Raw genomic sequence first — 12,456 nt, forward strand, 5'->3', positions numbered from 1 at the left:
ATTATGGTTATAAATGCGTTTATAGATTAAAGAGTCTATAAACGCATTATTTATATAATTTAGCATATAAAATTATCTAAATAAACTGAGGTGAAAAATATGTCACAGAAAGTAAGAATAGGGGATAAGTTAGTTGAAAAAGGATACATAACTATTGAACAATTAGAAAAAGCCTTAAAACTACAAAGCGGAACAGGCAAAAGAATAGGTGAAATACTTATAGAACAAGGGCTAATAACACCTGAATTATTAACAGGAGCATTAACAGAGCTTCTTGATATAGATAGCATAAATTTAATACGATCTAACATAAATCCAGAAGTAACAAAACTAATTCCAGAAAACATATGTAAAAGATACAAAATATTCCCTTTTAAAAAAATAGAAAATAAGCTTTGTCTAGCAATGGCAGACCCTCAAGATAGACAAGCAACTCAAGATGCTAAACGTATATCTGGATTAGATATCATACCTTACATATCTACAATGGGTCAAATAAATCAAGCAATAGAATTTTTCTACTCAAATGTAGACCTAGATAAAGCATTAAATGAATATTCAAGTACAGGAAACATACAAGATGAAATAATACTAGAAGATGATGTAAACTCAGCACCCATTGTAAGGTTAGTACATAGTGTTCTTGAAACAGCAGTAAGAATGAGTGCTAGTGATATACATATAGAACGTGATGGGGAGTTTATGAGAATCAGATTTAGAGTAGATGGTATATTGAGCGAATATATGAAAATGAGTTCAAAACCATATAAAGCAGTAATAAGTCGTGTGAAAATTATGGCAGGGCTTAATATATCTGAAAAGAGATTACCTCAAGATGGAAGAATATTCTTGAATGTAGACAACAAGCCTATAGATTACAGAGTTTCAACTATGCCAACAAGTAAAGATGAAAAAGTTGTTATGAGGGTATTAGATAAGAGTACCTTCATGGTTAACAAAGAAAAATTAGGACTAAGTGAAAAGAACGTAGAAATCTACGATGAATTAATTTCAAATCCATATGGATTAATATTAGTTGTTGGACCTACAGGTAGTGGTAAAACAACTACCTTATACTCTATGTTAAACCAACTTAACAGTGTTGAAAAAAATATACTTACAATAGAAGATCCAGTGGAGTATGAATTAGATGGAATAAATCAATCTCAGATAAATTATAAAGCGGGACTAGATTTTGCAAGCGCTCTAAGAGCATTTTTACGTCAAGACCCAGATATCATAATGGTTGGGGAAATAAGGGACTTAGATACAGCTGAAATAGGTATAAGAGCAGCTCTTACAGGACACTTAGTTTTAAGTACATTGCACTCTAATACAGCAGTAGGTGCGATATCAAGACTTTCAGATATGGATGTAGATAGTTTTCTTATAACATCAGCATTAATGGGTGTTGTATCTCAAAGACTTGTTAGAAGAATATGTCCAAGTTGTAAAGTTAGCTATATAGCTGAAATGGGAGAGAAAAAAGCACTTAAGTATCCTCTAGATAAAGAGCTAATTCTTTATAAAGGACAAGGTTGTGAAAAATGTAATAACACAGGTTATAAAGGAAGAGTTGGAGTTTATGAAATTTTAAAGGTATCTAAATCCATAAGAGATTTAATAAATAAAGGTGCAACAGAAGAAGAAATATTAACAAAAGCAAAAGAACTAGGAATGGAAACAATGAAAGAAGATGCAGCGAGTAAGGTTATTTCAGGGGAAACAACAGTAGAAGAAATGTTAAGAGTAACTTTCATAGCAGACTAAAGGACGGGTTGATAAATGAAAGAATTTAAATATACAGCGATAATGCTAAACGGGAAAAAAGTATCAAGTACAGTAATGGCAACAGATTATACTGAAGCCAAAAAATTATTAAAAGAAAAGAAAATGAGGATTATAGAACTCAAGGAAAAGAAGGTATCTGCATTATTTACAAGTAAAAAGTCCAAGAAAAAGAAATTAAAATCAGACCAAATAAGTCACTTTTGTAGACAGTTTGGGATTATAATTTCCTCGGGAATAAATAGTATGGTAGGTTTAGAAACTTTAGGTAAAAAATCTCCCAATAAACTTTTATCAGATGAAATAAATCGAATAGTAAATGATATAAAAATGGGTTCTACAATCGCAAGTTCTATGCTAGATAAACAATCAAAGTTTCCTAAATTACTTGGTGCAATGGTAGCTACAGGAGAGGAAACAGGTACTTTGGAAGAGGTACTTGCAAATATGGCTACTTTTTATGAAAGAGAACATAAAATTAATCAAAAAATAAAAAATGCTTCGATGTATCCAGCTATAGTAGCTATTACATCATTTGTAATGCTATTTGTATTTACTAGTTTTATACTACCTCAAATGATAGATACAATAACTGAAACAGGAGCAAAACTTCCACTTATGACCAAGATAGTAATGCATATAGGTAACTTTATGAAAAATTATTGGTATTTAGTATTGATTGTAGGAGTATTACTTTTTTACCAATTAAAGATATATGTAAAAACACCTGTAGGAAAAATGCATAAAGATAGGATTATAAATAAGATTCCTCTTTTAGGAAAAGGAATAAATAGTATTGTATCAATGAGATTTTCTAGAGCGTTGTATTTATTTGTATCTACAGGATATCCAATGCTTCAAGGATTAGACCATATCAAAGATAGTTTAAATAACTCTATAGCAGAAAAAGCCGTAGTTAACGCTAAAGAAGGTATAATAAGGGGAGAAACCCTAGCTGAAAATCTTGAAAAGTCAAAGTATTTTGACCCAGTGCTTATACAAATGATAGCTATAGGAGAGCAAACAGGGGAATTAGAAAAAATAAGTAAACAGATGGCTGAGTTTTATGAGTCAGAATCAGAGATTTACTTAAACAGAATGGTAGCTATGATAGAACCTATAATGATAATTATAGTGGGAATAATGGTTGGAATATTAGTAATATCGGTATTCTTACCAATGTTAAGCATATACGATGCTATATAGGAGGAAGAATGGATGACAAAATTATATATTTCGTATTATGAAGATTATATATCTATAGTAGAAGGTATGTATAATAAGAAAAAAGATAAATTTACAATGAAAAATAAGTTTTTTATTTCAAATAATGATATAGAAATAGATTATGATGCAGATAAATATGAGTTACTTAGACAAGCACTAATGAGGTGTCAATTTAAAAGCAAAGATGTAGTTTTATGCTTAAATACAAAAGATGTAATACTAAAATCGAATAAAATTCCAAAGGTAAATAAAAATGATTTAGAAGGTATTATGAATATCGAAATTGATGAAATGATATCTTTGGATAGAGATAGTTATGTTTTTTCATATGAAGTTACTACAGAATCGAAAGAGGATCAAACTGAATTTTTAGAAATGGTTCTAGCTGCAGTTCCTCAGAATGAAGCAAACAATATAGTAGGAGTTTTAAAGGAATTTAAGTTAAATGTAGAGGCTATAGATACTATAGCTACATCATATCTTAGAGTTTTAAAGCTAGTAGAATATGAAGATATAATGGTTGCAAATATAGGAGATTATGGAACTATAGTTGATATATATAAAAATGATAAATTATTTATTCATGACAATATACCAACAAAGCTTACAAAAGAGAATTCTGAATACCAAAGTAGCATTATAGCTGGAGAAGTTAATGGTTTAATGAACTATTATTCTTCAAGAAACTTTGGTAAATCTGTAGATAAAATAGTAACAATAGGGAAATACGGCAAAAACAAAGATTTAGAGAATGCATTTAAGATTGCATTTACAAGTGAGTTGGTAAGTGGAATAGAAAATTTATTTGATATAGAAGAAAGTGTAAGAGGTAGCATCGCAAAAGATGAAATTAGTTTTATAGTAGATTCTTTAGGATGTATGTTACGTATAGAGGATAAAAAGGGTTATCCATATATGGATCTTTTACCAGAAGAATTAAAGTCAAAGCAAAGAAGAAAACAAGCTATAAAAAAAGTATATAAAATAGTACCTGCAACTTTAGTTGTACTAGCAATACCATATTTAATTATGGATTACTCAATTAGTAAGAAGCATGAAGAAATAAATGAACTATCAGATAAAATTAATCAAGTTATGATAAAAGATGAAGAAATTAAAGATTTAAATAATCAAATAAGTTTAAAAGAAGATGAGTTAAAAATTTATGATATGCTACTATCAAAACAAATAACTTGGGGTCATATATTAAATTCAATAAATTCAGTAATGCCTTATACACTAGATATAGCAAAAATGGATGTAACATATGACAGGAGTCTTAATAAAGATAGTGAAAAATCTAGTAAAGACAATAAAGAAACTGATAAATCACAACAAAGTAGTGAAAATACAGAAGAGAATAAAGATAATACACCAATATATGAACAAATTCCAAATGTTATAACTATAGAAGGAAATGCGAGTTCCTCAAGGAACATTGGTCAATTTGTTTATGGGTTAAAAGGATTAAGCTATTTTAAAGATATTAAGCTACAAAATGTTAAGAAAAATGAAGATAAAGATGACAATACATATTCATATCTAATCAAAGCTTACTTGAAAGAAGGTGTTGTATTAAATGGATAAGAAAAATATACTTCAAATGGACATAAAGGATTTATTTAAAAGTGATATAAAAATAAACCCTAAAAATGTATTAATATTAGTAGCTATTTTATTCGGAATAGTTATATACGGGTATTTTATACTATATCCTAAATACAATGAATATGCACAGGTAAATGATGAATTAGAATTAAAAAACCAAGAATTGGAAGAGGATAAAATTGAACTAGATAAAAGGCCTCAGTTAAAAGAAAAGTTAGCTCATTTGAGTGTGGAGTTAAATTCAAAAAGCCAAAGATTATCATATGATATGGAAGATGGAATGTTTTTAGTAGGCCTTTCAAATATTATGAGAGAATATGGAGTTGATTTACTTGATTATACAATCGAAGAATCTATACCATATGAAGGGTTTTATGCTGTACCTACAACTTTAAAAATACGAGGAAACTATAGATATATAAGAGAAATTATGTATTATCTAGAGGAACAAAAAAATGTTACACAAATTCAAAACTTTACAATGGAAACATATATACCAGAGGTTAAAATAAATCCTAGTAACTCTAATAATTTAAATCCAGAATTAGGAGGTATAGACCTAGGACCATCACCAAAAGCAAAAGCAAATGGAGAGGTAACTGCTGATTTTAAATTTGTAATATATATGTCAGAAAATCCTAAGTTGAACCTACAAACAGAGAATCCTAATGACTGGAAACCAGGAAAGTTTAATCCTTTTGTTGATACGACAAATTAGAGGTGAAACATATGAATTTAAAAAAGGAAGATGGGTTTACCCTTATAGAAATTTTAGTTGCACTGGCAATTGTCTCAATTGTCAGTATGGCTTTTTTCGCTACTGTAAATATGACAACTAAATATAACGCAAAGAATGAAAAAGATATACAATCGATGGATGTTGCACAAAGTGAAATTGAATATCTTACGAAAGAAATAAAAAGTAATAAAAAAACTATAGATATAGATTTTAATGATAATGGACAGCTTGAAGAAACTGATAATTCAAGTAATGAATGTATATCTAAAAAATCTATAAAGGATAAAGGATTTGATAATTTCAATGGAAATCCTAAGTACATAGTTAAATATGAAGGAAATGAAAATACAAAGTATCAAGTTTTTGTAAAAATAGATACACAGGAAAAAAAACAACAAATAAAAGATTATTATTTATACAATATAGAAATTAAAGTGAAGTCTTTATCTAACTTAAGTGAAAGAGAGTCGGTAATAAAAACTTCTGTATTGGATAATGGCAATTAAAGGTATTAGTAAAGTTAGATAAGGGGGGCTATAAATGAATAATAAAAACAAACTTAAAAGCGAAAATGGCTCTGCCATGGTGTTAGCTATTATTGTTATAGTACTAGCTAGTCTTACTATGCTAATACTTACTAAACAGGTAATTAATCAAATTAAATTAACACATAAAACAAATACTTCTATAGAAAAAGATTATGTGAAACAAGCTGATATAGAAAGAGGAATAGGTGACTTTATATCTAAAATTAGTGTTGAAGATATAAAAGAAGATAGTGAAACACCAGAAGCTAATTACAAAGCACCTAAAGGTATAGTTTATAGAGAAATAAGATTAGCAAAAGCTAAGGTTTTAGAAGCACAGGTTCTCAATAATAGTAAAATAGTAAGAAACGGGCATATAGATGGAGAAGATACTATATACAGTAGCTTAGATAGAAGATTGGGTAATAATTTAGAGTATATAGAAGATGAAATTGATAGATTAGAAGGTCTAGCAATAAATTCAGTTGGAGAATACCCAACGGATTCAAGTTATATAAATAGGATAATAAACAAGAAAAGTGAAATGAAAAATATTTTATCAAATATAGATGATAAGATAGAAGATATTTTAGATGATAAGGAATATAAAAAAAATAACAACTTAGATTCTGATTCTAAAAAAAACATAACAGCTAGTCTTTTAGCTGTTAAACAGATAGTTGTATATATGGATGATGCTTTAGCTAATTTAGTATATAGTGATTACGACTCTAATTTAATCAGTGGCAAATCAAGTTTAAATAATAGTATAGATGATTTAGAAAATGATATGAATTTAAGTTTGGAGTATCTAGAATTTATGAAAGATAATGTTGACTTTAATAACTCAAATTTTAAAACTATTTATATAAAAATTAAAGAGGAAGGAAAGTTTGTGTGGAAGGAATATAGTGTAGAGGATTTTATTGATCATACTATAGAACTATTAAATGGAACCAAAGGTGAATTACAGGACCTAAGAGATACTATTGATGATATGAATAATCAATCTTATGAAGTAAATCAAAGAAGTGTAATAATAATAGCTACTAGGCTAAATTCGCTTTATCATGAAGTAGGATTTTTTAACTTTGAAGAAGAGAGTATGCAGATATTTAATAAAGGTGTGCTTAAGACAGATTCAAATATATATAAAGATTATGGGGCTAATAAGAGCGGATATTTATTAAAAACTTATGCTCAAGGTTTGAGAAGATCTTTAAAAGAAACACAGGTACAATCAAAGTTAATACAGTATCAGACTTGTAAATATTTTTTAAATGGATATGTGGAAAACAATGAAATAGAAGATGAAATAAAGGATGACATTATAAAGAATCACTTGAATATTATTGAAAATAGCGGGTTAAGCAATTTTAGTAATATTATAAAAGACGTAAAACAAACATTAGATGAGATTTGTACTAATATAAGTTCTTTTGATTATTTAAAAGACTATAGTAAATATGATACAAATATTAAAAATATTGTAAATAAACTTGATTATTCAGTTACAAAGTTAGCTGAAATAAATAAAGTGTTAGCTGGAATGATGTATAGTAATTCTTATAAAGGAGATTCAAAAATAGCTACAACTTATAGAGCATCTGAGGAATCTATAAATTCACTTAGAAAATTAAGGTTAATATTCAATAGTGTATACAGCGAAGGACCTAAAACCCCAGAAAATATACCAGATCAAGGGCAGAAAAAGATAACTTATGCAGATAGAAATATTTTACCTAATATAAAAGTAACAGATATTAAAACTAATGGAATAGATTTATATGGAACACAGCAATTAGAAGGTCAATTTTATAGCATCAAAGTAAATAAAAATAGTAATGTTGAATTTACTATAAATAATAATGGAGCAAAAGTTTTAGTTAAACTAGAACATATAAAAGATAAGTCTAATTATCAAATAAGTTATCAAATACTAGAATTGTAGATAAAGTGAGTTGAGTTAAAATGAAGATAAAGAATAGAGGATTTACTTTAATAGAGGTCATAATAGCTATGGCTATTATGACCTCTATTATATTTATTGGATATCAAGTTATAAATAAAACAGATATCTTAAGGCGAGACCAAATACTTGTATCTAATATACAAAATGGTACTAATAACTTAAAAAGATACATAACAAAAGAATTAAAAGAATCAAAAAGTGTATATGTGAAATACGGGGAAAAAAAGATAGATTTAAAAAAGAGTGATGATGTTAATAATCTTTATAAATCTATACAAAATGAAATCAATAATAGAGATGATATTGAATATAAGTACATAATAAATACTAAGGACAAAGAAATAAATTATATAGTTCAAGTTATTAAAGATAGAAGCAAGAAAGTATACTCAATATATAGACAAGAACAAAAAGCAAGTTTTTCTTTGATAGAAAAACAACCTTTAAGTAATAATATGATTCCGCTTAAAATAACAGAGAAAGACAGCTTGTATGATGTTCAGTTAAATTACATAAAAGATAATACTAAAGTTTATAGTTTTGATGTCTATAATTCGTTATTAGCATATAATGATGAAGATATAAATAAACCTACTGATCCAGAAGATCCAGATACAGGTAACCCTGGAGGAGAAAAGGGGCATAATTATTTATCTTATTGCTCTCAAAGGATAGATAAAGCATTTAAAGAGGTTAAACAAGTTTTTAATTTAGAATTAGATGGTAAATTATATGAAGAAATGCGAAATGAAATAGATGATTTTACTGAGTTAGCTAGAGAAAATAATCCAAGTGATAAACTTAAAATAATAGATATTTTGAAAAGTATAGAAAGTAATATTGATAAACTAAGAGATTACAACTTAGATAAAATTATAAATGTTTTTAATCAACTTAATGAATTAGAATATTATACAAATGCAGCACAAATAACAACTGAATATTTACAAAAACAGAAATATGAACTAAATAATCAAAATGATGCTACAAAAATACATGATCATACTCAAGAAGAAATAGTACCTGAATTACAAGGAGCAATAGAGGAAGTTTGGAATTTAGTAAATCAAAGTTATAATTTATCCAATGTCCATAAAAAGTTACATAGTGAAATTTTAGCTACAGATATGTTGAATTTACAAAAAAATATAAATGATAATATAGTTAACCATTTTAATCCTAATAAAGATATAACTAATCAATCTAAAGATATAGCTAATGATATAAATAATTTGATTGATAAAATTATAGAGCAGCAAATAATAATTAAAGATACTGTAAAAGATGAGGAATTATCAACTGATAGTGGGGATAAAGCATTAGAACATTTAGATAATGCAGTAAAAGAATTGATAAGGGTTAAATACATGTTAAGTCAAACTAACTATCATCAACAATAACGTCAAAAGGAAGGAAATAAAATAATGAAAATTTTTAGTATGCTAAAAATAGCAGTTGAGTTAGGGGCATCAGACATACATATAGTAACTGATTGTGAGCCAATTGCAAGAACAAAGGGTAAATTTGTTAAGCTATCAGACAGGATACTCACAAAAGAAGACACTCTTGAAATGGCAGAAGAACTTGCAGGTCCTAAAAACTTTGAAAGACTAAAAAAACACGGAGAGTGTGACTTCTCTGTTGCAACAGAACAAGGAGAAAGATTTAGAGTAAATGTGTATAAGCAAAAAGGAAACTATGCGATAGCAATAAGAACAATAACTTCACAAATACCATCGTTTAGAACTTTAGGATTACCAGAAGTTATAAGTAAATTTACAGAAAAAGAAAAAGGATTAGTATTAGTTACAGGGCCAACAGGTAGTGGTAAAAGTACAACACTAGCAAGTTTAATAGACATAATAAATGAAAATCAACAAAAACATATAATTACATTAGAAGATCCTATAGAATATGTACATAATCATAAAAGCTGTATAATTTCACAAAGAGAAATTGGAAATGATACAGAGAGCTTCAATACAGCATTAAGAGCAATACTTCGTCAAGATCCAGATGTAATCCTTATAGGAGAAATGAGAGATCCAGAAACAGTGTCGATAGCACTAACTGCGGCAGAAACAGGACACCTAGTATTTTCTACTCTACATACTGTAGGAGCTGCAAAAACAATAGATAGAATTGTAGATATGTTCCCCGCGGAACAACAGCAACAAATAAGAACTCAATTATCAACTGTATGTGAAGGGGTTATATCTCAACAACTTATACCTACTATAGATGGAAGAAATAGAGTTGTTGCAGTTGAAGTAATGATAGCTACACCAGCTATAAGAAACTTAATAAGAGAATCAAAAACATATCAAATCCCAAATATGATACAAACCGGAATAAAACTAGGTATGCAATCTATGGACCAAGAATTAGTTAACCTTTATAGACAAGGTAAGATATCAAAAGAAAGTGTACTAAGTAGATGTGCAGACTTTGAATATACTAGTAGATTAGTTGGTGGAGCGTATTAATGGATATATATTTTACAGTAATATCATTTATAATGGGGACTATATTTGGGAGTTTTTATAATGTATGTATATATAGAATACCGGAAAATCAGTCTGTAGCAAAGCCACCATCACATTGTTATAACTGCAATACTAGACTGAAACCAATAGACTTAATACCAATTTTAAGTTGGGTGTTTTTAAGAGGTAAGTGCAGATATTGCAATGCTAAAGTATCATCTAGATATGCAATGGTTGAACTACTAACAGGAATACTGTTTATGCTTACTTATATAAGTTTTGGATATGAAGTTAAAACCTTATATTATATGTTTTTAATATCTATACTTATAATTATAACTTTTATAGACATAGATCACTTTATAATACCTGATAAATTGGTGTTATTGGGAAGTGTATTTGCTATAATATTAAACCTTTTAGGACAAGGAATACCATTTTTAGATGGAATAAAAGGGGCATTAATATCAGGAGGGTCAGTATTATTAGTAACGCTTATTATAGAGTGGATATTGAAAAAAGAAGTAATGGGTGGTGGAGATATAAAATTATATGCAATGATAGGATTGTTTTTAGGAATGAAATTATCATTACTAACAATTTTACTTAGCATATATATAGGTGGAGCATATGGGATAATAGTTATTATTTATAACAAAATTAAAAAGCATGAATTTAATTCTATGATACCATTTGGACCATTTATATCAATAGCTGCAGTAATAGCTACTTTATATGGAAATAATATAATAGAGTTTTATATAAAAACATTCTTATAAATAATAAACCTATGGGTATAATACCCATAGGTTTATTATTTAGTAAATTAATTAAGATTATATAATATGTTAAAATTGTTAATAATTTAAATAACCCTGCTATGAGTATTTAAATTTATGATTAAAATAATATTAATTAGTTTACTAATAGTACAAATTATAATATTTTTTGTTAAGGAAATAGGAAAAATAGATATAAATAGAATAAGATCTATAAATGTATTATATGTAATAATGCCAATTATAATAGCAATGTTATACGTGAAACTAGGTTTCACAGAAGAATTTTTAAGATATTTGATATTAATATGTTTTCTAATAGTGATATCAATGATAGACTATTATACAATGTATATATACGATATAACTATAATTAGTGGTATAATAATTCAAGGATTTATATTATTAGTGATAAAGGATGATATAGCAAATCATATATTAGGATTAATATTTGGATTTATTATTCCTTATATAATGGTTAAACTAACAAAAGGTATAGGCTCGGGAGATGTAGGAGTCTATGCTTTGTGTTGTTTTTGTATAGGTATAGAAAAAAGCATACATATGATACCGTTATCATTTGCGTTAGGAGGCATATATGGAGCTTATTTATTAATAGGTAAAAAGAAAAATAAACATTCTTATATGCCTTTTGCGCCATGTATATCTTTAGCAACAACATTTATTATATTATCACAACAAAATTTTATAATAAATATATGAAAATATAAAATATAGTTCTATATAAAGGAGGAATGAAAATGTACGTAGTAGTAGGGTTAGGAAATCCGGGAAAACAATACGAGCATACAAGACATAACGTTGGATTTGATGTTATAGATATTTTAGCAAAGGAATATGGTATAAGTGTAACGAAAATAAAACATAAGGCACTTATTGGAGAAGGACGAGTTGGAACAGAAAAAGTGCTTCTTGTAAAACCACAAACATATATGAATTTAAGTGGAGAAACATTAATAGATATATACAATTACTACAAAGTAGATTCTAATAATATAATCGTTATATATGATGATATAGACTTAGAAGTTGGAAAAATAAGAATAAGAAAAAAAGGTAGTGGTGGTACTCATAATGGTATGAGATCTATTTTAAAATGTTTAGGAACTAATGAGTTTCCGAGAGTTAGAGTAGGTGTATCTAAACCTAGACCAGGACAAGATTTAGCAGATTTTGTTTTATCTAGATTTAGAAAAGAAGAATCAGATGATATACAAGATGGACTAGAAAAAGCAGCTAAGTCAATAGATTGTATGATAAGAGAAAATATAGACTTAGCGATGAATAGATATAATGGTTAATAATTAAG

General features: G+C 27.6%; 11 protein-coding genes. All 11 read left to right on the forward strand.

The window, feature by feature from the left end; all coding sequences use genetic code 11:
• Window positions 1-99 precede the first annotated feature (99 nt).
• The 11 genes from ACEXNK_RS15715 to pth all read left to right on the forward strand — a co-directional run bounded on the left by ACEXNK_RS15715 (window position 100) and on the right by pth (window position 12,448).
• The gene (locus tag ACEXNK_RS15715; protein ID WP_373600393.1) at window positions 100-1,770 is read left to right on the forward strand and encodes a GspE/PulE family protein; all 1,671 of its coding nucleotides are present in this window, start codon (window positions 100-102) and stop codon (window positions 1,768-1,770) included.
• Window positions 1,771-1,785: 15 nt separating this feature from the next.
• Window positions 1,786-2,994, forward strand: a complete 1,209-nt coding sequence (locus ACEXNK_RS15720) for a type II secretion system F family protein (protein WP_373600394.1) — start codon at window positions 1,786-1,788, stop codon at window positions 2,992-2,994.
• A 12-nt stretch (window positions 2,995-3,006) separates the two neighbouring features.
• A complete protein-coding gene (gene pilM, locus ACEXNK_RS15725) occupies window positions 3,007-4,602 on the forward strand; it encodes a pilus assembly protein PilM (protein WP_373600395.1) in 1,596 nt (531 codons plus the stop codon).
• Window positions 4,595-5,341: a type 4a pilus biogenesis protein PilO gene (pilO, locus tag ACEXNK_RS15730; RefSeq protein ID WP_373600396.1), complete on the forward strand. Its 747-nt coding sequence runs from the start codon at window positions 4,595-4,597 to the stop codon at window positions 5,339-5,341. The genes pilM and pilO overlap by 8 nt, the downstream gene beginning before the upstream one ends.
• Window positions 5,342-5,352: 11 nt before the next feature.
• Window positions 5,353-5,868 (forward strand): PulJ/GspJ family protein, encoded by a 516-nt coding sequence (locus tag ACEXNK_RS15735; RefSeq protein ID WP_373600397.1) that lies wholly within the window; start codon window positions 5,353-5,355, stop codon window positions 5,866-5,868.
• A 34-nt stretch (window positions 5,869-5,902) separates the two neighbouring features.
• The gene (locus tag ACEXNK_RS15740) at window positions 5,903-7,840 is read left to right on the forward strand and encodes a hypothetical protein (RefSeq protein ID WP_373600398.1); all 1,938 of its coding nucleotides are present in this window, start codon (window positions 5,903-5,905) and stop codon (window positions 7,838-7,840) included.
• A 20-nt stretch (window positions 7,841-7,860) separates the two neighbouring features.
• Entirely contained in the window at window positions 7,861-9,261 is a 1,401-nt protein-coding gene (locus ACEXNK_RS15745; RefSeq protein ID WP_373600399.1) for a type II secretion system protein, read from the forward strand.
• A gap of 24 nt (window positions 9,262-9,285) precedes the next feature.
• On the forward strand, window positions 9,286-10,347 hold the full coding sequence (locus ACEXNK_RS15750) for a type IV pilus twitching motility protein PilT (RefSeq protein WP_373600400.1): 1,062 nt from the start codon (window positions 9,286-9,288) through the stop codon (window positions 10,345-10,347).
• A complete protein-coding gene (locus ACEXNK_RS15755) occupies window positions 10,347-11,126 on the forward strand; it encodes a prepilin peptidase (RefSeq protein WP_373600401.1) in 780 nt (259 codons plus the stop codon). Before ACEXNK_RS15750 ends, ACEXNK_RS15755 begins: the two co-directional genes overlap by 1 nt.
• A 117-nt stretch (window positions 11,127-11,243) precedes the next feature.
• A complete protein-coding gene (locus ACEXNK_RS15760) occupies window positions 11,244-11,849 on the forward strand; it encodes a prepilin peptidase (protein ID WP_373600402.1) in 606 nt (201 codons plus the stop codon).
• A gap of 38 nt (window positions 11,850-11,887) precedes the next feature.
• Window positions 11,888-12,448, forward strand: a complete 561-nt coding sequence (pth, locus tag ACEXNK_RS15765; protein WP_373600403.1) for an aminoacyl-tRNA hydrolase — start codon at window positions 11,888-11,890, stop codon at window positions 12,446-12,448.
• The last annotated feature ends 8 nt before the right edge of the window (window positions 12,449-12,456 follow it).

The sequence above is a fragment of the Paraclostridium bifermentans genome (genome assembly GCF_964259345.1).
GTDB lineage: Bacteria > Bacillota > Clostridia > Peptostreptococcales > Peptostreptococcaceae > Paraclostridium > Paraclostridium bifermentans_B.

What these genes read in the sequence shown, in the direction of transcription:
- ACEXNK_RS15740 (WP_373600398.1), top strand. Translation starts at nt 5,903, where the DNA reads ATGAATAATAAAAACAAACTTAAAAGCGAAAATGGCTCTGCCATGGTG.
- pilM (WP_373600395.1), top strand. Translation starts at nt 3,007, where the DNA reads ATGACAAAATTATATATTTCGTATTATGAAGATTATATATCTATAGTA.
- pth (WP_373600403.1), top strand. Translation starts at nt 11,888, where the DNA reads ATGTACGTAGTAGTAGGGTTAGGAAATCCGGGAAAACAATACGAGCAT.
- ACEXNK_RS15755 (WP_373600401.1), top strand. Translation starts at nt 10,347, where the DNA reads ATGGATATATATTTTACAGTAATATCATTTATAATGGGGACTATATTT.
- ACEXNK_RS15735 (WP_373600397.1), top strand. Translation starts at nt 5,353, where the DNA reads ATGAATTTAAAAAAGGAAGATGGGTTTACCCTTATAGAAATTTTAGTT.
- ACEXNK_RS15750 (WP_373600400.1), top strand. Translation starts at nt 9,286, where the DNA reads ATGAAAATTTTTAGTATGCTAAAAATAGCAGTTGAGTTAGGGGCATCA.
- ACEXNK_RS15760 (WP_373600402.1), top strand. Translation starts at nt 11,244, where the DNA reads ATGATTAAAATAATATTAATTAGTTTACTAATAGTACAAATTATAATA.
- ACEXNK_RS15745 (WP_373600399.1), top strand. Translation starts at nt 7,861, where the DNA reads ATGAAGATAAAGAATAGAGGATTTACTTTAATAGAGGTCATAATAGCT.
- ACEXNK_RS15715 (WP_373600393.1), top strand. Translation starts at nt 100, where the DNA reads ATGTCACAGAAAGTAAGAATAGGGGATAAGTTAGTTGAAAAAGGATAC.
- ACEXNK_RS15720 (WP_373600394.1), top strand. Translation starts at nt 1,786, where the DNA reads ATGAAAGAATTTAAATATACAGCGATAATGCTAAACGGGAAAAAAGTA.
- pilO (WP_373600396.1), top strand. Translation starts at nt 4,595, where the DNA reads ATGGATAAGAAAAATATACTTCAAATGGACATAAAGGATTTATTTAAA.